Origin of the sequence: Pseudomonas sp. P135 (genome assembly GCF_020312125.1) — a bacterium.
Taxonomy (GTDB): domain Bacteria; phylum Pseudomonadota; class Gammaproteobacteria; order Pseudomonadales; family Pseudomonadaceae; genus Aquipseudomonas; species Aquipseudomonas fragariae.
This window is the reverse complement of sequence record NZ_JAGPYR010000006.1, coordinates 224,389-247,488: the sequence shown is the minus strand read 5'-3', so window position 1 is coordinate 247,488 and position 23,100 is coordinate 224,389. Positions and strand designations below refer to the sequence as shown.

Sequence of the window (23,100 nt, the reverse complement as noted above, 5' to 3'; positions counted from 1 at the left end):
GGACTCTTAAAGGGCGGTGGAGAGGTCTTGAAGTTCGAGCGCCAGCGGCTCGGGGCCGGACAGCTTGATGCGTTCATTCGGTGCCAGCGACAGGGTGGCGCCGACCACGTTCGGACGTACCGGCAGTTCACCGGCGTCCAGGTCCAGCAGGCAGACCAGCGTGACACTGGCCGGGCGGCCGTAATCGAACAGTTCGTTGAGTGCAGCGCGGACGGTACGGCCGCTCATCAGCACGTCATCGATCAGCACCAGGTGCTGGCCTTCGATCTCGAACGGCAGTTCAGAAGGGCGCACTTGCGGGTGCAGGCCGTTCTGGCTGAAATCATCGCGATAGAACGAAACGTCCAGGGTGCCCAGCGGAGCGGGGTTGTTCAGTGCCTTGAGCAGCGCCTGGGCAACCCAGACACCGCCAGTGCGGATGCCGATGAAACGAGGGTCGCTGATGCCGCGCTTGCTCAGGTGAGCGTTCAGGTCAGTGGCCATCTGACGAATCAGTTCGGCGGGATCGGGCAGGCTCATGGTTGCTCCTTAGAGGCTCGGGCAGCGTCGGTCCGTGGCGCGATGCTCAAGCGATAACGTGGAATCCGGGTATCTCGAAGCGATAAAGGCAGAAAAAGTCACACATTCAACAGTTCGGGGTGCTCGTCCAGCCAGCCTTGCAGCAAGAGTGCAGCGGCAATGGCATCCACCGGGTTGTCGCGATAGCTGCCTTTCTGGCCGCCGCGCGCCATGCGCTCGCCCTTGGCTTCGAAGGTGGTCAGGCGTTCATCATGGGTGTAGACCGTTACACCAAAGCGTCCGTTGAGCTTGCGCGAAAACTTTTCCGCGCGCGCGCTCATGTCGCTGGGCGTGCCGTCCATGTTCAACGGCAGGCCGACCACGATCGCATCAGGTTTCCACTCGTTGATCAGCGCCTGGACCTTGTCCCAGTCCGGCACGCCATTCTGCGCCTTGAGCGTACAGAGTTCACGCGCCTGACCGGTAATCGCCTGGCCGACTGCAACGCCGATCTGTTTGGTGCCGTAATCAATGCCCAGCAGCAGCCGTAAGGCGGCCATCAAGCGTGCCCTGCCTGGGTCGAGATCAGGTTGAGATTGATACCCAGGCGTCTGGCAGCAGCCTCCAGACGCTGGTCGCTGTCGACATCGAACAGGATGGCCGGGTCGAACGAGCAGGTCAGCCAGGCGTTGTCGGCCATTTCAGCATCCAGTTGACCGGCATCCCAGCCCGCGTAGCCCAGAGTGATCACATTTTGATCAGGCCCGTAGCCATCGGCGATGGAGAACAGCACATCCTGCGAGGTCGACAAGGAAATCCCGCCCGGAAGATTGACCGTTGCCTGAAAGGTCTGGCCGCTGGGATGCAGGACAAAGCCCCGATCGGTCTGCACCGGCCCGCCGGTATGAATGACGATGTCCTGGCAGTGTCTCGGCGCCGGCAGTTCCGGTCGCAGTTGTTCGAGCACATCGGCCAGGGTCAGGCTTTGCGGGCGGTTGATCACCAGCCCCATGGCGCCATTGGCGTTGTGCTCGACAATGTAGGTCAAGGTCTGAGCAAAGTTCTCATCGTGCATGTGAGGCATGGCGATGAGGAAATGATGCTTGAGATAACTCGGAGAGACTTTTTTCATGAGCCCTAGTTTGGCGTTGCCTTGCCCGGCTGACAACTGACACGTGTGGGTGTCGAGCATCGGCTGGCAAAAAGTTCAGTTGCTTGACAGCTTGTCTCCGCGTGCAAATTTCCAGGTGCGAATGATCTCCAGTCGATCGATATCCGCCAGATCGCCGGTGAACGGCGCAAAAGGCGCCGCCAGACGCACGATCCGCTGTGCGGCCTGATCCAGCAAAGGCTGTCCTGAAGATTCGAGCACCAGCACTTCATACAACGAGCCGTCCCGATTGATTGACACAAGAAGTCGCAAATTACCGTAGATCTGCTTGCGTCGTGCTTCCTCAGGATAGTTCAGGTTTCCGACCCGCTCGACCTTCTTGCGCCAGTCATCCTTGTACCAGGCACCTTTGTCGCGCATGGTGGAGGCCGCATTGAGGCGATGGATCTTCGGGCGCTTGGCGTAAAGCTGCTGTTCGGTCGACAGTTCGGCTTCGAGGCTGGCGATTTCGTTGCTCAGTTCCGAGCTGTCGAAGGTCGGTGCGGCCTTGGTGGTGGGCTCGGGCTTGACCTCATCGCGCTTGGCAACGGTTTTCTGCTGGCTGGGCGCGGTGGTCGCAACGGCCGTCTTTGGCGCTTCCTGTTTGACCACCGGCTTGCTGGCCGGCGGCGGCGTGACCTTGTTGACCTTGGTGTCCTGATAGGGCGCCAGCTCAGTGGTCTTGAGCGTTTCGGCCTTGTCCAGGGTGCCGCTGCCCTGTTGATCGTCTTGCGCCAGAAAGTCAGCCTGTTTGGGCTTTTCTTCGCTTTTGAAGGTGGCCAGGGTGATCTCCAGCGTCTGCGAGATCTGCTCCGGCTTTACATAGGTGAACCCCACGCCAAGGATCACCGCGAGGTGGATCAGCGCCGCGATCATCATGGTAAAGCCCAGGCGATCGGCAGGGCGCACACCGGCGTTGGCGAGTTCCAGGGGGAGGTCGTTGTTGGCCATGGATGTCATTGGCGGTTCAGCATCTCGTCAGCCTGCATGTCAAAATCTGTGTCGTGTTACAGGTGGCGCATGATAACGCAATGTGCCGCGCCGCTCTGCTGCGGATCGGACGAAGGGAATCGATCTGGCGCCGTGGCGCACGGTGTTGCCCGTGGCCAGCGGCGTCAGCGGCTGATCAGCCCTTGCGCGCTTGCAGCTTCTTCTCGATCGCGTCCATCAGCAGGCCACCAATGTTGGTGCCGAAGGCGTTGTCGATTTCGCGGATGCAGGTCGGGCTGGTGACGTTGATTTCGGTAAGGTGCTCACCGATTACGTCGAGTCCGACGAACAGCAGGCCTTTTTCACGCAGGGTCGGGCCGATCTGTTCGGCGATCCAGTGGTCCTTGTCGCTCAATGGACGGGCCTCGCCACGTCCGCCTGCCGCCAGGTTGCCACGCGTTTCGCCGGCTGCCGGGATGCGCGCCAGGCAATACGGAACCGGTTCGCCATCGACCATCAGAATGCGCTTGTCGCCGTCCTTGATGGCGGGCAGGTAACCCTGCGCCATGATTTGCTGCGTGCCGTGGGCGGTCAGGGTTTCGAGGATCACTGACAGGTTCGGATCGCCCGCCCGATGGCGGAAGATCGACGCGCCGCCCATGCCGTCCAGCGGCTTGAGGATCACGTCGCCGTGCTGTTCGGCGAATTCGCGAATGATATCCGCGCGGCGGCTGACCAGCGTCGGCGGCGTGCACTGCGGAAACAGCGTGGCGAACAGCTTCTCGTTGCAGTCGCGCAGGCTCTGCGGCTTGTTGACCACCAGTACGCCGGCACGCTCGGCCTGCTCCAGCAGGTAGGTGGCGTAGACGAACTCCATGTCGAACGGCGGATCCTTGCGCATCAGGATCACGTCCAGATCGTCGAGACCTGCGTCGACTTCGGCTTCGAACTCGAACCACTTGGCCGGATCGGCAAACACCTTGAGCGGCTTCATGCGTGCGCGGGCCTGGCCGGCGTTCTGATACAGGTCTTTCTGTTCCATATAGAACAGTGACCAGCCGCGTTCCTGGGCGGCAAGCAGCATGGCCAGCGAGCTGTCCTTTTTATAGGAAATGCGCTCAATGGGGTCCATGACAATCCCTAGGCGAACGCTCATGGGCAATATCCTCTGATCGGTAAGGGCCGCAACGGCCGTAAAATTGGCATCAGGGTGGCGCTCCGATTGCTCCCGGTCAAGGGGCAGGCCTGCCGCGATGCACCAGGGTGCACTTTATGGATTGCGTCTGGAGAGTGTGCTAAAAAGGCTCGGCATCCGGTCTTCGGTCCCAGTCGATCAACGAAGCGATACGGTCAGGCTCCCAGTGCCTCGCAGAATGCGCAAAAATTCGCTGCGGCGATGGAAGAGCAGCTATGGAACAACACGCCTCCGCCCTGAAAGTCATGGTCATCGATGATTCGAAGACCATCCGCCGCACCGCCGAAACACTGCTCAAGAACGCAGGCTGTGAAGTCATCACTGCGATAGACGGTTTCGACGCGCTGGCCAAGATTGCCGATAACCACCCGCGAATCATATTCGTCGATATCATGATGCCGCGTCTGGACGGTTATCAGACCTGCGCGCTGATCAAGAACAACCGGGCATTCAAGTCGACGCCGGTCATCATGCTGTCCTCCAAGGACGGCCTGTTCGACAAGGCCAAGGGGCGGATTGTCGGGTCCGATCAGTTTTTGACCAAGCCTTTCAGCAAGGAAGAACTGCTCAGCGCGATCAAGGCTCATGTGCCGGGCTTCGTTGCAGCAGAACAACACATATCATGACGCCCGCGCCTGATGTAGCGCGCTCGTAATCTGACGGGGAACACCCATGGCTCGAATATTGATCGTCGATGACTCGCCGACTGAAATGTACAAACTCACCGGCATGCTGGAAAAGCACGGTCATGAAGTGCTCAAGGCCGAAAACGGCGCTGATGGCGTGGCCCTGGCCCGTCAGGAAAAGCCTGATGCCGTGCTGATGGACATCGTCATGCCGGGGCTCAACGGCTTTCAGGCCACACGCCAGCTGACCAAGGATCCTGACACCACCAATATTCCGGTGATCATGATCACCACCAAGGATCAGGAAACCGACAAGGTCTGGGGCAAACGCCAGGGCGCGCGGGATTACCTGACCAAGCCGGTGGACGAAGAAACCCTGATGAAAACCCTGAATGCGGTGCTGGCCGGCTGATCGCCGGAATCGCCATGGCCGAGCCGCGCACCGCTTTTGAACTGCTTCTGGATATGGATCGACGCTGTCGTTCGCTGGCGGCGGGCCTGCCGCTGCAGGAAGCCCATCAGCAGGACTGGGTCGGCATCGGCTTTCGTATGGGCGAGCAACGGTTTGTCGCGCCGATTGGCGAGATCGCCGAGATCCTTCACGAACCCCATCATGCGGTAATGCCCGGTGTGAAGTTCTGGGTGGCCGGTATTGCCAACTTGCGCGGTCGGTTGTTGCCACTCATGGATCTGTGCGGGTTTTTCGGCCACGAACTGGTGCCGGTGCGCAAACAGCGACGGGTGCTGGTGGTCGAGCACCATGATGTATTTGCCGGTCTGCTGGTCGATGAAGTGTTCGGCATGCAACGTTTCAGTCAGTTGAGCCTCATACCCCAGACCCCGCAGGACATGGATCAGCGTATGGTGCCGTTCCTGCGCGGGCAGTTTATCCGCGAGCAGGCGTGGCTGATCTTCAGCCCGTGGGCGCTGGTGCAGTCTGCGGATTTCATGGACCTGGCTTCCTAGCATGTCGGGCCTGGTGTGTTTCACAATTGATCCAGGCGGGGGCCTGATTAATGAGTAGTACAGACCGGTCAAGGGAAGGCGCAAGAAGCCGGACGCAGATTATTCTGCTGTTCGTGGCGCTTATCGTTTTCATCATGTTGCTGTTCGCCAACTTCGCCTACCTCAACACTCAGTCCAACTACGACAAACAGTACATCGGGCATGCCGGTGAGCTGCGCGTGCTGTCGCAACGCATCGCGAAAAACGCCACCGAAGCGGCTGCCGGCAAAACCCAGGCGTTCAAATTGCTGGCCGATGCGCGCAACGATTTCGACGTGCGCTGGGGCTACCTGAGAAAAGGCGACCCGGCCACCGGCCTGCCTGCGGCACCCGAGCTGATACGCGACGAATTGCGCACCGTGCAACGTGACTGGGAAGGGCTGCGCAAGAGCACCGACGTGATTCTGGCCAGTGAACAGACCGTCCTGTCGTTGCATCAGGTGGCGGCAACGCTGGCCGAAACCATTCCGCAATTGCAGGCCGAATACGAAAAAGTCGTCGAGAGCCTGCTGCAAAGCCGTGCTCCTGCCGCACAGGTGGTGGTTGCGCAGCGCCAAGCGCTGCTCGCAGAACGGATTCTCGGCTCGGTCAATACCGTGCTGGCCGGTGATGAAACGGCTGTGCAGGCCGCCGATGCCTTTGGCCGCGACGCCAGCCAGTTCGGTCGTGTGCTCAACGGCATGCTGGAGGGCAACGCCACGCTGCGCATATCCCAGGTCGAAGACCGCGATGCGCGCGCGCGGCTGGCGGAGATCGCCGAACTGTTCGAATTCGTCTCAGGCTCGGTGGACGAGATTCTCGAGACTTCGCCCGAGCTGTATCAGGTGCGCGAGGCGTCGGGCAACATCTTCAACACCTCACAGACCCTGCTGGATGAAACCTCGGTACTCGCCAACAGCCTGGAAAACCTCGCCAAGCGCCGCACCGTGAACACCGTCGGCGGCTATGTGCTGGGCTTGCTGGCACTGGCGTCGATCATCCTCATCGGTCTGGTCATGGTGCGCGAGACCAATCGCCAGCTGCGCGAAACCGCGCAGAAAAGCGAGCGCAACCAGACAGCGATCATGCGCCTGCTGGACGAGATCGAGAACCTCGCCGACGGCGACCTGACGGTCACCGCCTCGGTGACCGAGGACTTCACCGGGGCGATTGCCGACTCCATCAATTATTCCATTGACCAGTTGCGCGAGCTGGTGGTGACCATCAACCTGACCGCCGAGCAAGTGGCGGCTGCGGTGACCGAAACCCAGGCGACTGCCATGCAATTGTCGGCTGCCTCTGAGCACCAGGCGTTGCAGATCAGTGCCGCGTCGACGGCGATCAACGACATGGCCGCGTCGATCGATCAGGTTTCGACCAACGCCTCGGAGTCCTCGGCCGTGGCGGAGCGCTCCGTGACAATTGCCAATAAAGGCAACGAGGTCGTGCAAAACACCATTCACGGCATGGACAACATTCGCGAGCAGATTCAGGACACTTCCAAGCGCATCAAGCGTCTGGGCGAGTCCTCCCAGGAGATTGGCGACATCGTCAGCCTGATCGACGACATTGCCGACCAGACCAATATCCTGGCCTTGAACGCCGCCATTCAGGCGTCGATGGCCGGTGATGCCGGACGAGGGTTTGCCGTGGTGGCTGACGAAGTGCAGCGCCTGGCCGAGCGTTCGTCGTCTGCGACCAAGCAGATCGAAACGCTGGTCCGGGCCATCCAGAACGACACCAACGAGGCGGTTATCTCCATGGAGCAGACCACCAGCGAAGTGGTGCGCGGCGCCCGGCTGGCGCAGGACGCCGGGGTGGCGCTGGGGGAAATCGAAGGGGTGTCCAGGGTGCTGGCCGAACTGATCGAAAGTATCACCGACGCTGCCCACCAGCAGGCCGAGTCTGCCGGGCAGATTTCGCAGATCATGACCGTCATTCAGCAGACCACTTCGCAGACCACCTCGGGCACATCGGCCACCGCCGAAAGCATCGGCAACCTGGCAAAAATGGCCAGCGAAATGCGCCGCTCGGTATCGGGCTTTGCCCTGCCGTCATCGAAGAAAGCCGGATGATGTACCGCACATGAACAACCTTGATTGGGTAACGGACGGTACTCGTCATGGCTGATCGTCACGATTATGTAGCCCTTGAATGGCTGAAGGGCGAAATCGCCGAAACGCTGCGCCATGCCCGTCAGGCGCTGGACGGGTTCATCGAAGACCCGGCCAACGCTGCGGCGATGGCCGAGTGCCTGAACCTGGTGCATCAGGTTCACGGCAGTCTGCAGATGATCGAGTTCTATGGCGCCGCGTTGCTGGCCGAGGAAATCGAGCAACTGGCGCTGGCGGTCCAGCAGAACCGCGTCAGCCATCCGATCGAGTCCGAGCAACTGCTGATTCAGGCCATGAGTCAGTTGCCGGTTTATCTGGAACGCATTCATTCCGCGCGCCGCGACCTGCCGCTGGTGGTCTTGCCACTGCTCAATGACCTGCGCAGTGCGCGGGGCGAAAGTCTGCTCTCGGAAACCAGCCTGTTCGCCCCGCAGCTGGTCGTCGTGCCGGCGCTTGATGAACAGGAACTGGCGCGGCGCAATACCCCGGAATTGCCCAACCTGCTGCGCAAGCTGCGCCAGACCCTGCAGGCGGCGCTGGCCGGCCTGATGCGCGAGCAGGGCGTGCAGACCCAGCTCGGCTACATGGCCAAGGTCTTTGCCCGGCTTGAGCAGTTGTGCGAAGACGCGCCGCTCGGTGCGCTCTGGCGGATCGCCTCGGCACTGGTCGAAACCATGCTCAACGGCAACTTCACCAACAGCCCGGCGCTGCGCAGCCTGTTGAAGGATGCCGACAAGGAACTCAAGCGTCTGGCCGAGCAGGGCGTCACCGGCATCAATCAGCCCGCCCCCGAAGAGCTGTTGAAAAGCCTGCTGTTCTATATCGCCAAGTCCGACAGCCTGGCGCCGAAGATGCTCGACCTCAAGGACCAGTACGCGCTGGCCGACGCCTTGCCCGGCAACGACGTGGTCAACGAAGAGCGCGCCCGCATGGCCGGTCCGGACCGTGACGCCATGCGTTCGGTGATCGTGGCCTTGTGCGAAGGGCTGGTCAGGGTCAAGGAACGGCTCGACGTGTTCGTGCGCGGCGACCGTCAGCATGTCAGCGAGCTCAACGCGTTGCTGCCGCCGTTGCGGCAGATTGCCGATACTCTCGCGGTGCTGGGTTTCGGCCAGCCGCGCAAGGTGATCATCGACCAGCTTTCCGTCGTCATCGGTCTGGCGCAGGGGCAGCGCGAGCCCAGCGACGCGGCGCTGATGGATGTCGCGGGTGCCTTGCTCTACGTCGAATCGACCCTTGCCGGCATGGCGGGCAGTCACGAGCAGGTCAGCCGCGAGGAAAGCCGCCTGCCGACCACCGACCTGACGCAGATTCATCAACTGGTGATTCGCGAAGCCCGCACGGTGTTGCAGCAGGCCAAGGACGTGATCCTCGATTACATCGACGGCGCGTGGGACCGACAGCGCCTCGATCCGCTGTGCGCGCTGATCGTGCAGGTTCGTGGTGCGCTGGCGATGATCCCGCTGGCCCGTGCAGCCAGCCTGCTGGCCGCCTGCAACGAATACATTCAGGAACACCTGCTGGTCGATGAAACCCGTCCCACCTGGGTTCAGCTCGATTGCCTGGCCGACACCATCACCGGCATCGAGTATTACCTGGAGCGCATGCTCGAAGATCATCAGGCGCCGGGCGACCAGGTGCTCGACATGGCCCAGCAGAGTCTGGCACGACTGGGCTATACGCCCGCTGCGGACACCCTCGACGTGCCATTGCTCGAAGAGGTCATCACTCAGGACGAGTTGCTGGAACTGGATGACCGCAAGGCGCTGGTCAGCCCCACGCAAACCATTGCTCAGGTCCTCGCCAGCCCGGTCTCGGCCGTCAACCCGCCCGCCCGCAACGTCCCCGCCAGCCTGTTGCCGCCCTCGGCCGGGGAAGAGGCGGTGGACGACGAGTTGCGCGATGTGTTTCTCGAAGAGGCCGACGAGGTGCTCGACGCGCTGCGCGAGTACCTGCCGCGCTGGTTCACCTCGCTCGGCAGCGACGGCCATTGGGACAGCACGGCGCTGACCGAAGTGCGTCGTGCGTTTCATACCCTCAAGGGCAGCGGCCGGATGGTGCGTGCGCTGATTCTCAGCGAACTGGCCTGGGCGGTGGAAAACCTGCTCAACCGGGTGCTGGAAGGCGACGTGTTGCCGGGCCTCGAAGTGCAGCAACTGATGACCGAAGTGCAGGCGCTGCTGCCGTCGGTCATCCGCGACTTTGCCGAAGGTGCACAGTGTCAGCGCGATGATGTCGACCTGCTGGCGGCTCGCGCCCATGCGTTGGCCAATGGGCTGGAGCCACCGATGCTGCCAGCCGCGGATGATCATGTGCCAGGCCAGCCTGTTGCCGACGAACCGCTCGATCCACAGTTGCTGGAGATTTTTCGTCAGGAAGCGCTCGGCCATCTGAATACCCTCGGTCGCTTCCTCGACAACGCCGAACAATCAGCGTCGCCGGCGATCAGCGACGCCGTGCTGCGTGCGCTGCATACGCTCAAGGGCAGCGCGCACATGGCCGGAGTGCTGCCGATTGCCGAACTGGCCAGCCCGCTCGATCAGCTGGTGCGTGAATACAAGGCCAACCTCATCGATATCGGCTCACCGGAACTTGCCCTGCTGCGCAGCGCCGAACCCTTGCTGCACAAGGGCCTCGAACAACTGGACAGCACGCCGCTGGCCGATATCCCGGGGGCCGCGCCGCTGATCGAGGCCGCCCTGGCGATGCTCAACGACCGCCTCACCGTGGTGCTGCGCGAGTCGGACAGCGGCCTGCGGATCAAGCGCAACCCCACGCTGCTCGCCGGTTTTCTGGCCGAGGGCATGGACATCGTGCTGGATGCGGAGAACCTGCTGCAGCGCTGGCGGCAGCACCCCGGCGAACGCCAGGAACTGAGCGCGCTGCTCGACGAACTGACCACCCTCGGTCATGGCGCGCACCTGGCCGACCTGCCGCAGGTCGATGAGCTGTGCGAAGCCTTGCTCGACCTCTACGGTGCGGTCGAGGAAAGCAGTCTGGCGGTCAGCGAGCGGTTTTTCGATGTGGCAGAAAATGCTCACGAAGCGCTGATCAACATGCTCGATCAGGTGGCGGCCGGCCAGGATGTCGAGCCGCGTCCCGAATGCGTGCGCGCCTTGAACCAGTTGCTGGATCAGACGCTTGACCCGTCGGCGACCGGGCTGGTCAAGAGCGACGGCCATCGTACCTTGAGCGTTACCGAGCTCAACGCCGCCACCGCGCAGCTGGCCAGCGAGGCCGGACACACTGAAGTTGCCGGGCCGGACGACGAAATCGTCGAGATATTTCTGGAAGAGGCCGTCGATATCCTCGACAGCGCCGGGCAGGCGTTGCAGCGCTGGCTGGCCGATCCGGAAAACCCTGCGCCGCTGGCCTCCCTGCAACGCGACCTGCACACCCTCAAGGGCGGTGCGCGGATGGCTGAGGTAGCCGAAGTGGGCGACCTGGCCCACGAACTGGAAAACCTCTACGAAGGCTTGATCGACCGGCGCTTCAACCATTCTCCGACGCTGGCCGCGCTGCTGAACGAGAGCCACGACCATCTGGCGATTCTGCTCGAGCAATTGTATCGGCAGGAAGCGCTCAGCGACCCTTCGGCTTTGATCGAAGCGCTGCGCAGCTGCCGCACGCTCGAGAGCGCCGGACCTGAGGTGCAAGCCTCGCCTGCCGCCCATGAAGATCTTCCCGAGCATGACGCCGAGCTGCGTGAAGTCTTCCTCGAGGAAGGTTTCGACATCATGGAAAGCTCCGGTGCGGCGTTGGCTCGCTGGCAGGCCGATCCGCACAACATGCTGGAAGTCGAAAACCTGCTGCGCGACCTGCACACCCTCAAGGGCGGCGCGCGGATGGTGGAAATTGCTCCGATAGGCGACCTCGCCCACGAGCTGGAGACGCTTTACGAGGGGCTTTCCGCCGGGAGCCTGCAGCCTGCGCCGTTGATGATCGGCCTGTTGCAGAGCGGCCAGGATGTGCTGGCCGACATGCTCGATGCCGTGCGCAATGAAAAACCGCTGCCTGACGCCTCCTTGCTGATCGAGAGCATTCGCAGGCTGGCCACCGATGAGCCGTCGGGCGCACAGCTGGCTGCGCAGGACCCGGAAGTCCATCCGGAGTCCGTCTTAGCCGTGGCCCCGGTCGCCGAGGGCGAGGTCGAGCGCAGTGGCCCGGAAATGGTCAAGGTGCCTGCCGAGCAACTGGAAGACCTGGTCAACCTGGCCGGCGAAACCTCGATCTTCCGTGGACGCATCGAACAGCAAATTATTGACTCGCAGATCGCCCTGGTAGAGATGGAAACCACCATCGAGCGGATGCGCGATCAATTGCGTCGTCTGGACATGGAAACCCAGGGGCGCATTCTCAGCCGTGAGCAGGTCCAGGCCGAGCGGTTGGGCTATGAAGAGTTCGACCCGCTGGAAATGGACCGTCATTCGCAGTTGCAGCAGTTGTCACGCGCCCTGTTCGAATCGGCGTCCGACCTGATGGACCTCAAGGAAACCCTCGGTGCGCGCGCCCGCGACGCGGAAACGCTGCTGTCGCAACAGGCCAGGGTCAACACTCAGCTTCAGGAAGGCCTGATGCGTACGCGCATGGTGCCGTTCGAGCGACTGGTGCCGCGCCTGCGTCGCGTGGTGCGCCAGGTGGCCTCGGAACTGCACAAGAAGGTCCATTTCGAGGTGGGCAACGCCGACGGTGAAATGGACCGCAACGTGCTGGAACGAATGGTCGCGCCACTCGAGCACATGCTGCGCAACGCCGTTGATCACGGGCTTGAAAGCACCGAAAAACGTATCGCCGCCGGTAAGCCGGAACAAGGCCATATCAGTCTGGAACTGATGTACGAAGGCGGCGATATGGTCATCGAACTGAGCGATGACGGCTCCGGTGTCGACCTCGCTGCCGTACGCCGCAAGGCCATCAAGCGCGGCATGATTCATCCGGATGCCGATCTGTCCGACCATGAAGTGTTGCCGTTCATTCTGCAGGCGGGGTTTTCCACCAGCGAGATCATCACCCAGATTTCCGGCCGTGGCGTGGGCATGGATGTGGTGCACGCCGAGGTCAAGCAACTGGGCGGTTCGATGGTCATCGACTCGGTGCCGGGCAAGGGCACGCGCTTCCGTATTCGCCTGCCGATTTCGGTGTCCGTCAACCGGGCGTTGATGGTCACGTGCGGCGAAGAACAGTATGCGGTGCCGCTCAATACCGTCGATGGCATCGTGCGCGTCATGGCCAATGAGCTGGACGGCTATTACCAGACCAGCCCGCCGCGCTATCAATATGGCGGGCGCAGTTACGAGTTGCGCTATCTGGGCGAGTTGCTGGGCAGCAGTCCGCCCAGGCTGGCCGGGCAATTGCAGCCGCTGCCGGTGTTGCTGGTGCATCTGCAGGATCAGTGGGTGGCGGTGCAGGTCGATGCGCTGGCAGGCTCGCGCGAGATCGTGGTCAAGAGTCTTGGCCCGCAGTTCTCCAGGGTGCAGGGCATTTCCGGCGCGACCATTCTGGGTGACGGCCAAGTGGTGCTGATTCTTGATCTGATGGCGCAGATTCGTAACTTGCAGGGCTTGCCTTTCCGAGGGCTTATGGCGCCTGCCTATCACGAAGTCGAGCACGCCAGACCGTTGCTGGTGATGGTGGTGGACGATTCGGTGACGGTGCGCAAAGTTACCAGCCGTCTGCTGGAACGCCACGGTATGCACGTGCTGACCGCCAAGGACGGTGTCGATGCCATGACCCTGTTGCAGGAGCACACCCCCGACATCATGCTGCTCGATATCGAAATGCCGCGCATGGACGGCTTTGAAGTGGCCAGTCAGATCCGCCAGGACGAACAGCTCAAGGACCTGCCCATCATCATGATCACCTCCCGCTCGGGCCAGAAGCATCGCGATCGGGCGATGGCGGTAGGCGTCAACGAGTACCTGAGCAAGCCGTATCAGGAAACCGTGTTGCTGGAGAGCATCGCTTACTGGAGTCAGGCGCATGTCTGAAGGCACGTTCCAGACCAGCCGTCTGACCAGCCTGACCGGCTTGCTGGTGCCGTTGAGTGACCGGCATCTGCTGCTGCCCAACGTCGCGGTCGCAGAGTTGATCGATTACCAGGATTGCAGCGCAGAGCCGGGCGCCCCCGAGTGGTATCTGGGGCCGATCATCTGGCGCGAACTGACCTTGCCGCTGCTCAGCTTCGAAGCCGCCTGCGGAGGCCGCACCCGCGTTGGCGGCCGAGCCCGGATCGTGGTGCTCAACGCACTGGGCGGACGCAACGACGTCAGGTTCATCGCCCTGCTGACCCAGGGCATCCCGCGCTCGTGCAAGGTCGACAGCCAGTTGAGCTATGTCGACGTCCCGCTGGCCGAACTGGAACTGGCCGCCGTACAGATCGGCGAAACCATAGCCCGTATTCCCGACCTCGAAGGGCTGGAGCAATGGCTGGTGGATGCAGGGCTGTCGTAGTTAAAGAGGACGCGGAGCGTCCAGAACGGCATGCGACGCGGAGCGTCGCACGATAGTTAGATGGTGTTCTTGCGGGCGCCTATCGTTCCTCACGCTCCAGCGTGGGAATGCCTTTCGTGACGCTCTGCGTCACAGATCTGCGCCGCACCGCACACTCAAGACAGGACGCGGAGCGTCCAGAACGGCATGCGACGCGGAGCGTCGCACGATAGTTAGATGGTGTTCTTGTGGGCGCCTATCGTTCCTCACGCTCCAGCGTGGGAATGCCTTTCGTGACGCTCTGCGTCACAGATCTGCGTCGCACCGCACGCTCAAGGCAGGACGCGGAGCGTCCAGAACTGCATGCGACGCTGAGCGCCGCACGATAGTTACAGGAGAGCGTCCGGAACGGCATGCCTACGCTGGAGCAGGGCCACGATAGGGGTCAAATGCCTCACGACGAACAGCTGATTTCCAGGTGCTTGCCCCAGTCCGGCGGGCGTTGGGCGTAGCCTTGCATGCCGGGTTGTTCGGTGAAGGGGGTGCAGAGCACCTGATGCAGGCGGCGGACTTCTGCGTAGTCGCCTTTTTCCGCTGCGGCGATGGCGTTCTGCGCCAGGTAGTTGCGCAGGATGTACAGCGGATTGACCGCATGCATGCGGTTCTGACGCTCCTGCTCGGTGCCGTTGTCCTCAAGGGCAATACGCGCTTGATACGCTTGCGCCCAGCCATCGAAGCCCTTGATCTCGACAAAGTCGTCGCGCAGCGTGCGCAACGCCTCGGCGGCTGGCTGGTCACCCAGGCGGCGGAAGAACAGGGTGTAATCCACGCCACTGTTCTGCATCAGCTTCAGCAACTGGCTGACCAGTTGTTCGTCCTGCTCATGGGCGACGGTCAGGCCCAGTCGACGGCGCATCAGGTCCAGGTAGTGCGCCTGATACAGCGGCAGGAACAAACCGATCGCCTCGCGCAACGCGTCCACGCTGATGAAAGGGGTCAGCGCCTGTGCCAGTGCGCTGAGGTTCCATTGCGCGATAGGCACCTGATTGCTGAAGGAATAACGGCCTTCATGGTCGGAGTGGTTGCAGATAAAGTGCTCATCGAAATCATCCAGAAACGCGAACGGTCCGAAGTCGAAGGTAATGCCCAGAATCGACATGTTGTCGGTGTTCATCACACCATGGCAGAAGCCGTAGGCCTGCCACTTGGCAATCAGCTCTGCGTTGCGCTCGACGATTTCCCGGAACATCGCCAGATACGGCTCCGGCTGCTCCTGGCAGTGCGGGTAATGCATCGTCAGCACATGTTCGGCGAGGGTCTTCAACTGCTCTGGCTGCTTGGTGTAGAAGAAGTATTCCAGACTGCCGAAGCGCACATGGCTCTGCGCCAAGCGCAGCACCATGGCTGCATGCTCCTGGGTTTCGCGCCATACCGGCGTGCTGGAGCTGACCACACACCCCGCGCGGCTGCTGGGGATGCCCAGCGCGTGCAGGGCTTCGGAGGCCAGAAACTCGCGGATCGACGAGCGCAGTACGGCGCGCCCGTCCCCCATGCGTGAATACGGCGTGCGGCCGGCGCCCTTGAGGTGCAGGTCCCAGTGCTCACCTGCATCGTTGTAGACCTCGCCGAGCAGCAGCCCGCGACCGTCGCCCAGGCGTGGGTTGTAGGAGCCAAACTGATGCCCGGAATACACCATCGCCCGAGGTTCTGCCTCCGACCACAGCTTGTGGCCGCTGAAGATTTCCGCGAACAGCGGCAGATCGGCCTGCTCAGGCGCCAGGTCCAGCAGCGCCAGCGCTGACTGGCTGGCTACCACCAGCTGCGGCGCATCAATGGGCTCAGGCAGCACGGAAGTGGAGAACGCATCGCCCAGACGGGCAAAGCGGTTGTCGAAAATGAGTTCGTCGAGTGCTTTCAAAGCGTATCGCCTCCAGAGGGGAATTTCAGGCTTTCAACGAAGCGGCGGCCTGCCTGGCTCGTCGGGCGTGTTGCGACGGTCAGAACCCGTAGACCGGGTCCCTGGGTGGTAGTTCTGGTGATCAGGCCTGCGCCCGGACTACCGGTTCCGGCTTCGCTCGAAGGCGGCCAGAATCGTTCGTTCCGATTGCACCAGATAATCCTCGAGCATGCGCGTTGCCTCATCGGTCTTGCCCGCGTCCAGGCGCCCGAGTACCGCAGCATTCATGTCCAGATAGGGCGAATGCAGCAGTTCCGGATTGTTGAGCAAGCCGAAGGCCAGTCGCAACTCTGCCGATATCTGCGCATAAAACGCCACCAATCGCGGGCTGTCGGACAGCTCGACGATGGCCTTGTGAAACATCATGTTGGCGGTGCCCACGGCAATCCAGTCCTTTGCTTCACGCGCCTGCACGCCCGCCTCGACCGCATTGCGCATGTGCAGCACACCCGGATGCTGTGGGTAAGCCTGGGCAATCGCCCCGCACTCGATGAAGCGCCGAATTCGGTAGATATCGATGATCGACGCCATATCAGGCTTGGCCACGGTGACGCCGCGATTGGGCTCGTGGGTCAGCAGTCCTTCGCGGGTCAGTACTCTGAAGGCTTCTCTCAGGGTATTACGGGAAATATCCAGACTCTCGGCCAGAGCGGCTTCCGAGAGGCGCTGACCAGGCACCAGCTCGCCCTCGACCAGCATTCTGCGAAGCTCAGTGGTGATTGATTCTCCGAGGGTGCGAGGGAGGGTAGAAGCAGCGTCGTTCATAAAAGGTCCAGAGAAAGAAAAGCCAGGTCGATATTCCACGACAGCTGATTGGCTGGCAAGGACGAAGGTCAACAGATGCTTCATCAGGTAGCACACCTGAGTCCCTGCGTAACAACATGGTGCACATGGTTGATCCAAACCATCTACATTGTTCAACAATATTATCTTTGTGTATCTACAACTTGGCGCGCTTGAATGACCTTTGGCATGGTCGTTGCTCAAACAGATTACCTCTCATCTCAGGAATGCCGCCGTGACACAGACTGCCAATGAGTTCACCAAGGCGCGCCGCGCCTCATTGATCGCCGCGATCTTCATGATGGCGACCTCTGCCATCGGCCCTGGCTTTCTGACCCAGACAGCCACGTTCACCGCGACGCTGGGGGCGGCGTTTGCCTTCGGCATCCTGGCTTCGATCCTGATCGACTTCGTGGTACAGCTGAATGTCTGGCGCATCGTCACGCTGACCAGAATGCGCGCGGCCGACCTGGCCAACGCAGCGATCCCCGGCAGCGGTTATCTGCTCGCGGTATTGGTCATCTTCGGCGGCCTGGTATTCAGTCTGGGCAACATCGCCGGTGCGGGCCTGGGCTTGAACGCGTTGACCGGGCTTGATCCCAAATGGGGTGGCGCCTTGAGCGCGTTGATCGCCATCGCGATCTTTTCGTCGCACCGCGCCGGCATCGCCATGGACCGCATCATGATGGTGCTGGGCACCCTGAAGGTCTGCCTGATTCTGTTCGCCGCCTTTGCCTCGCATCCGCCGCTGGGTGAAGCGCTGCGCCAGACCGTCCTGCCGGACATGGTCGATTTCGCGGCCATCACCACCATTGTCGGCGGCACGGTCGGCGGCTATATCACTTACGCCGGTGCTCACCGCTTGCTGGATCGCGGCACCGTCGGGGTCGAGAACATCGATGTGGTGTCCAAGGCGGCGCTCACCGGTATTCTGGTCACCGGGGTTGTTCGTTACATACTCTTTCTGGCGATCCTCGGCGTGGTCGCCAGCGGCGTCGTCATCGACGTGTCCGGTAAGGGCGCAAACCCTGCGGCCCAGGCGTTCACCGCTGCCGCTGGCAACTTCGGCCTGATCATGTTCGGCCTGGTGCTCTGGGCGGCCGGTATCAGCAGCGTGATCGGCGCGTCTTACACGTCGATGTCGTTCATCACGGTGTTTTCCAAGCGCATCACCGAGCGAGCTCGTAACCTCGCCACGGTCGGCTTTATCCTGATCACCGTGGTCGTATACGTCATGTGGGGCAAACCACCGGCCGCGCTGCTGGTCTTTGCCGGGGGCTTCAACGGTTTGATCCTGCCACTGGGCCTGAGCATTTTTATGTACGTCGGCTGGCGCCGGTCCGACATGATGGACGGCTACCACTACCCGCGCTGGCTGCTGGTACTGGGCGTGCTGACCTGTCTGCTGTCGTGGTACATGGCGTTCAAATCAGTCGGTCCTATCTTTGCCTTCATCAATGCAGCCTGATTTCGGAGAATAAAAATGCCTGCAATAGACCTCAACAGTGATCTCGGTGAAAGCTTCGGCGCCTGGAGCATGGGCGATGACGAGGCGATTCTCGATGTGGTCAGCAGCGCCAACGTGGCCTGCGGCTTCCATGCCGGTGACCCGGCCGGGATCCTGCGCACCCTCGAGGCCGCTGCGGCCCGGGGCGTTGCCATCGGCGCGCATGTGGCCTACCCGGACCTGGTAGGGTTTGGCCGCCGCAACATGGACGTCCCGTCCGACCAGCTGACCGCCGATGTCATTTATCAGATCGGTGCGCTTCAGGGCCTGGCCCGCAGCGCCGGGACGAGCGTGAGCTACGTCAAACCCCACGGCGCGCTGTACAACACCATTGCTGGTGATCAGCGTCAGGCCGCGGCGGTCATTCAGGCGCTGCTGCGCATTGATCCCGAGTTGAAGCTGGTGTGCCTGGCTAATTCCCCGCTGCTCGACTGGGCACGCGAAGCCGGGCTTTCCTGCGTCGCCGAAGCGTTCGCCGACCGCGCCTATACCGCTCAAGGCACGCTGGTCTCGCGCTCGCGGCCCGGTGCGGTGCTGCACGACGCCGAACTGATCGCCGAGCGCATGCTGCGCCTGGTGCGCGAAGGCGTCATCGAGGCTGAAGATGGCCGCGAAATCAGCCTGCAGGCCGATTCGATCTGCGTGCATGGCGACAGCCCGGGCGCGGTGAACATCGCCCGCATCCTGAAAAACCGTCTGCACGACGCAGGCGTCACTGTCCGCGCATTCAATCGAGGCTGATCATGAACTCACTGCAACTCGCCCGCGAGGCTGCCAGCGCCGCCCGTGCCCGTTATCGCCAGGGATTCGTCGCGCCGACCGCTGGCGAGGCGCCTGGTCTGACCCAGTGCAACATGATCACCCTGCCACGTGAATGGGCGTATGACTTTCTGCTGTTCGCACAGCGCAACCCGCAAGCCTGCCCGGTGCTGGATGTGACCGAGGCCGGCAGCCACACCACCCTGTTGGCCGAGCAGGCTGATCTGCGCACCGACCTGCCGCTGTACCGGGTCTGGCGCGATGGGCAACTGGCCGAAGAACTGAGTGATGTGAGCCACATCTGGGCGCAGCACACCGATCTGGTCAGCTTTCTGATCGGTTGCAGCTTCACCTTCGAAACCGACCTGATGCACGCCGGCATCGATGTGCGCCACATCAGCGAAGGCTGCAATGTGCCGATGTACCGCAGCAACCGGGTCTGCCGCCCGGCCGGGCGCCTGCAGGGCAACATGGTGGTGTCGATGCGCCCGATCGCCGCGGACCGGGTTGCCGAAGCGGCGCGCATCACCGGGCGCTATCCCGGTGTGCACGGCGCGCCAGTACACGTCGGCGAGCCTGGACTGCTCGGCATCAACGACCTGGCGAGCCCTGATTTTGGTGATGCGGTGACGATCAGGCCCGGCGAGATTCCGGTGTTCTGGGCCTGCGGCGTGACCCCGCAGGCGGTGGTCATGGCGTCCCGTGTGCCGTTTGCGATTTCCCACGCGCCGGGCCACATGTTCATTACCGATATCCCGGACAGCTATTACCACGTATAGGAGAGGCTCATGCGTTTCTACCCGGCCAACCTGGATGCACTCCTGGTTGAACTGTCGAATCTGGACGAGACCCTGGCCCTGTTCGAATCGTTACAGCAGATGCCCATCGCTGGCGTGGAGGAAATCGTCCCGGCCGCCCGAACGTTGCTGGTGCACTTTCGTCCGTCAGCCATCGGTTTCGAAGCACTGGCCACACAGATCGCCACGCGCGACATTCGTGGCAAGGCGCGCGAGGCGGGCAAGCTGATCGAAATACCGGTGCATTACAACGGCGAAGACCTGGCCGATGTCGCCCGCGAGCTGGATATCAGCGTCGAGGAAGTGATCAGGCGCCACACTGGCAGCGACTACAACGTTGCGTTCTGCGGCTTTGCGCCCGGATTTGCCTACCTCAGCGGCGGCGCCGGGTTCGTGGTGCCACGGCGCAGCACGCCGCGCACGCGTATTCCGGCTGGCGCAGTGGCACTGGCCGGTGGTTTCAGTGGTATTTACCCACAGGCCAGCCCCGGCGGCTGGCAGATCATCGGGGTGACCACCTCAACCATGTGGGACCTGGGCCGCGACGAGCCCGCCTTGCTCCAGCCCGGCTACCGCGTGCGTTTCCAGGATGCCGGTCCGCTCCCGGAGACTCGTGTGCAGGTTGCCGCACCTGTCCGGCCGCAGGCGACGACGGTCAACGAAGACTATCTGCAGATCGAGACGCCAGGTCTGCAAACCCTGTTTCAGGATCTGGGGCGTCCCGGTCGCGCGGGGCAGGGTGTTTCCGCATCGGGCGCGCTGGATCGCGGCGCCTTGCGCGCCGCCAACCGCGCGGTGGGTAACGATCCGGCGACAGCGTGCCTGGAAATTCTCATGGGCGGCCTGACGTTTACCTGTCAGGGGCAGACCGTTGTGGCGATTACCGGGGCTCAGGTCAGCGTCGAGGTGCTGACCGCCGAAGGGCAAAAATTGCGGCCGCTGCTTTATGCGCCTTTTTCTCTACAGAACGGCGATCAGGTCAGCATCGGTTCCCCGACTGCCGGCCTGCGCAATTATCTGGCGGTTCGTGGCGGTTTCATTCATGAGCCGGTGCTCGGCAGCCTGTCCACCGACACGCTGGCCCAGGTCGGGCCCGCCGCGTTGGCAGCGGGTGACCGGCTGGGCTTCACGCGCAGAACCGGCGGCCTTTCAGTATCGACTGCCGAACAACCGGCTTTCGAGATGCCGCGTAGCGATGAGGTCATCACCCTGGATGTGGTCATGGGGCCGCGCAGTGACTGGTTCAGCGCCGAAGCACAGCAACTGCTGGCGCAACAGACCTGGCGGGTCACGCCGCAATCCAACCGTATCGGTATTCGCCTGGCGGGCGAGCAATCGCTGCAACGTGCCGTCGATGGCGAGTTGCCCAGCGAGGGCACCACAGTCGGCGCCATTCAAGTGCCGCCCAGTGGCCAGCCGGTGCTGTTTCTGGCCGATCACCCGTTGACCGGTGGTTATCCGGTCATCGGCGCAGTCGCCACCTACCACCTGGACAAGGCCGGGCAGATTCCGGTCAATGCCCGCATTCGCTTCAACCCGCTGAGCGCCTTCGAGCCAGTGCGCCCCGCCACTTCAGACGAGACCAAGAACAGATGAAAAAGGTTCTGATAGCCAATCGTGGCGAAATTGCCGTTCGTATTGCCCGTGCCTGCCGTGACTACGGAGTCGCCTCGGTGGCGGTGTACGCTGATGCCGATATCGACGCGCTGCACGTGCGTCAGGCCGATGAAGCCTACGGGCTGCAGGGCGAGCGCCCGACCGACACCTACCTGAACATCGAAAAGCTGCTGGCGGTTGCCGCGCGTGCCGGTGCCGACGCGGTTCACCCGGGCTACGGCTTCCTCTCGGAGCGCGCCGAATTCGCCCGCGCGGTGATCGACGCCGGTCTGATCTGGATCGGCCCCGATCCTGCGACCATCGACGCACTGGGCGACAAGGTCCAGGCCCGACGTATCGCCCTGAAAGTCGGCGCACCGCTGGTGGCCGGTACGGAAGACCCGGTAAACGATGCCTCTGAGGTGGTCGCATTTGCCGAGCAGCACGGCCTGCCGATTGCCATCAAGGCTGCCTTTGGCGGCGGTGGGCGCGGCCTGAAAGTCGCCTGGAAGCTCGATGAAGTCAGCGAGCTGTACGAATCTGCAGTGCGTGAGGCGGTGACCGCGTTCGGTCGTGGCGAGTGCTTCGTCGAGCGCTTCCTGGATCGCCCACGGCACATCGAAGCGCAGATCATCGCCGACCGTCATGGCCGGGTGGTTGTGGTCGGCACCCGTGACTGCTCGTTGCAGCGTCGCAACCAGAAGCTGATCGAAGAAGCGCCAGCGCCTTATCTGAATGACGAACTGCGCCAGCGCATTCACGAGTCGGCCCGCGCGGTCTGCGCCGAAGCGGGCTATGTCGGTGCCGGTACGGTGGAGTTCCTGCTCAGCGGCGATGGCACCCTGTCGTTCCTGGAGGTCAACACGCGCTTGCAGGTCGAACACCCGGTGACGGAAGAAACCAGCGGTGTGGACCTGGTCATCGAACAACTTCGCGTCGCCGACGGCCTGCCGCTGTCGTTCGATGGCACGCCTGTGCCGCGCGGTCACAGCTTTGAATTCCGCATCAATGCCGAAGACGCGGGCAACGGCTTTCTGCCGACGCCAGGGTCTATCACTTTATTTCAGCCGCCGTCCGGTCCGGGCGTGCGTCTGGACACCGGCGTGGCAGAAGGCTCACGGGTCTCACCGAACTTCGACTCGATGATCGCCAAGCTGATCGTCACCGGCGCCACCCGCGAACAGGCCATCAGCCGCGCCCGCCGTGCGCTGGCCGAGTTCAAGGTGGAAGGCGTGGCCACCGTGCTGCCGTTCCACCGGGCGGTCATGGACCATGCCGACTTCACCGCGGCCGATACCTTCGCCGTCCACACCCGCTGGATCGAAACCGACTTCGCCGAGCACGTCACCATCGCCCCACGCAACGCAGAGCCGGTCGATCCGGGCGTGCTGCGCACCTTTGTTGAAATCGACGGCAAACGCCACGAACTGGGCCTGCCTGCTGCGCTGCTGGCCGGCATGAGCCTGAACGCTGCCGCCCCGGCTGACGCCAGCCAGCCAGTCGCCGACACCCCGGACCCGCACGCAGTCCTGACGCCGGTCGCGGGCAACCTGCATGCCTGGGCGGTTGAAGACGGTGCGATGGTAGAGAAGGGACAGGTGATCGCCATCATGGAGGCGATGAAGATGGAAACATCGATACTGGCACCGTGTGCCGGAACCGTGCAGATCAGCAAGGAGCCTGGGGGGTATCTGGAGGCGAAGGTGGTGATTGGGCGGGTTGAGGCCTGACTTGATCGTTAATGTGCGTCAGCCGCGTGGGGGCGGCTGACGCAC

At 62.5% G+C, this 23,100-nt stretch carries 18 protein-coding genes; 11 read left to right on the top strand and 7 right to left on the bottom strand.

All coding sequences use genetic code 11. From position 1 onward, the window contains the following. Window positions 1–6 precede the first annotated feature (6 nt). The 5 genes from pyrR to gshB form a co-directional block, all read right to left on the bottom strand. Window positions 7–519, bottom strand: coding sequence for a bifunctional pyr operon transcriptional regulator/uracil phosphoribosyltransferase PyrR (gene pyrR, locus KBY08_RS11805; RefSeq protein ID WP_003366144.1), 513 nt, complete (start codon window positions 517–519; stop codon window positions 7–9). A 98-nt stretch (window positions 520–617) separates the two neighbouring features. Then, a complete protein-coding gene (ruvX, locus tag KBY08_RS11800; protein WP_002551734.1) occupies window positions 618–1,058 on the bottom strand; it encodes a Holliday junction resolvase RuvX in 441 nt (146 codons plus the stop codon). Beyond that, window positions 1,058–1,630, bottom strand: a complete 573-nt coding sequence (locus tag KBY08_RS11795; RefSeq protein WP_011266431.1) for a YqgE/AlgH family protein — start codon at window positions 1,628–1,630, stop codon at window positions 1,058–1,060. Before KBY08_RS11795 ends, ruvX begins: the two co-directional genes overlap by 1 nt. 75 nt (window positions 1,631–1,705) lie before the next feature. Further along, window positions 1,706–2,608, bottom strand: coding sequence for an energy transducer TonB (locus KBY08_RS11790; protein ID WP_004414710.1), 903 nt, complete (start codon window positions 2,606–2,608; stop codon window positions 1,706–1,708). A 166-nt stretch (window positions 2,609–2,774) separates the two neighbouring features. Then, entirely contained in the window at window positions 2,775–3,734 is a 960-nt protein-coding gene (gene gshB, locus KBY08_RS11785) for a glutathione synthase (protein WP_058398796.1), read from the bottom strand. Window positions 3,735–3,988: 254 nt separating this feature from the next. On the opposite strand from gshB, the gene pilG reads away from it, so the two are divergent. Genes pilG through KBY08_RS11755 form a run of 6 tightly spaced genes read left to right on the top strand, consistent with a single transcriptional unit; the run spans window position 3,989 to window position 13,947 of the window. Beyond that, window positions 3,989–4,399, top strand: a complete 411-nt coding sequence (pilG, locus tag KBY08_RS11780) for a twitching motility response regulator PilG (protein WP_002551738.1) — start codon at window positions 3,989–3,991, stop codon at window positions 4,397–4,399. Window positions 4,400–4,445: 46 nt separating this feature from the next. Beyond that, the gene (pilH, locus tag KBY08_RS11775; protein WP_003404569.1) at window positions 4,446–4,811 is read left to right on the top strand and encodes a twitching motility response regulator PilH; all 366 of its coding nucleotides are present in this window, start codon (window positions 4,446–4,448) and stop codon (window positions 4,809–4,811) included. A 14-nt stretch (window positions 4,812–4,825) separates the two neighbouring features. Next, window positions 4,826–5,365, top strand: coding sequence for a chemotaxis protein CheW (locus KBY08_RS11770; protein ID WP_024641078.1), 540 nt, complete (start codon window positions 4,826–4,828; stop codon window positions 5,363–5,365). A gap of 50 nt (window positions 5,366–5,415) precedes the next feature. Then, window positions 5,416–7,458, top strand: coding sequence for a methyl-accepting chemotaxis protein (locus KBY08_RS11765; RefSeq protein ID WP_011266434.1), 2,043 nt, complete (start codon window positions 5,416–5,418; stop codon window positions 7,456–7,458). A 47-nt stretch (window positions 7,459–7,505) separates the two neighbouring features. Beyond that, window positions 7,506–13,484 (top strand): Hpt domain-containing protein, encoded by a 5,979-nt coding sequence (locus KBY08_RS11760; RefSeq protein ID WP_096135352.1) that lies wholly within the window; start codon window positions 7,506–7,508, stop codon window positions 13,482–13,484. After that, window positions 13,477–13,947 (top strand): chemotaxis protein CheW, encoded by a 471-nt coding sequence (locus KBY08_RS11755; RefSeq protein WP_003404582.1) that lies wholly within the window; start codon window positions 13,477–13,479, stop codon window positions 13,945–13,947. Before KBY08_RS11760 ends, KBY08_RS11755 begins: the two co-directional genes overlap by 8 nt. A gap of 433 nt (window positions 13,948–14,380) precedes the next feature. Here the strand turns inward: KBY08_RS11755 and selO are convergent, their stop codons facing one another. Both selO and KBY08_RS11745 read right to left on the bottom strand, forming a co-directional pair. Further along, window positions 14,381–15,844: a protein adenylyltransferase SelO gene (gene selO, locus KBY08_RS11750; protein WP_024640348.1), complete on the bottom strand. Its 1,464-nt coding sequence runs from the start codon at window positions 15,842–15,844 to the stop codon at window positions 14,381–14,383. Window positions 15,845–15,982: 138 nt separating this feature from the next. Next, on the bottom strand, window positions 15,983–16,648 hold the full coding sequence (locus KBY08_RS11745) for a GntR family transcriptional regulator (RefSeq protein WP_080266962.1): 666 nt from the start codon (window positions 16,646–16,648) through the stop codon (window positions 15,983–15,985). 253 nt (window positions 16,649–16,901) lie between these two features. Between KBY08_RS11745 and KBY08_RS11740 the strand changes: the two genes are divergently transcribed. The 5 genes from KBY08_RS11740 to KBY08_RS11720 are packed head-to-tail and all read left to right on the top strand — an operon-like array spanning window position 16,902 to window position 23,055. Continuing rightward, window positions 16,902–18,134, top strand: coding sequence for an NRAMP family divalent metal transporter (locus KBY08_RS11740; RefSeq protein WP_011266439.1), 1,233 nt, complete (start codon window positions 16,902–16,904; stop codon window positions 18,132–18,134). A gap of 15 nt (window positions 18,135–18,149) precedes the next feature. Further along, window positions 18,150–18,914 carry a LamB/YcsF family protein gene (locus KBY08_RS11735; RefSeq protein WP_024641081.1) on the top strand — a complete coding sequence of 255 codons (765 nt, stop codon included), beginning with the start codon at window positions 18,150–18,152 and terminating at the stop codon, window positions 18,912–18,914. Between the two features lie 2 nt (window positions 18,915–18,916). After that, window positions 18,917–19,711 (top strand): putative hydro-lyase, encoded by a 795-nt coding sequence (locus KBY08_RS11730; protein ID WP_096136039.1) that lies wholly within the window; start codon window positions 18,917–18,919, stop codon window positions 19,709–19,711. Between the two features lie 9 nt (window positions 19,712–19,720). After that, window positions 19,721–21,325 carry a 5-oxoprolinase/urea amidolyase family protein gene (locus KBY08_RS11725; protein ID WP_111522141.1) on the top strand — a complete coding sequence of 535 codons (1,605 nt, stop codon included), beginning with the start codon at window positions 19,721–19,723 and terminating at the stop codon, window positions 21,323–21,325. Next, window positions 21,322–23,055 (top strand): acetyl/propionyl/methylcrotonyl-CoA carboxylase subunit alpha, encoded by a 1,734-nt coding sequence (locus KBY08_RS11720; protein WP_096136037.1) that lies wholly within the window; start codon window positions 21,322–21,324, stop codon window positions 23,053–23,055. Before KBY08_RS11725 ends, KBY08_RS11720 begins: the two co-directional genes overlap by 4 nt. The last annotated feature ends 45 nt before the right edge of the window (window positions 23,056–23,100 follow it).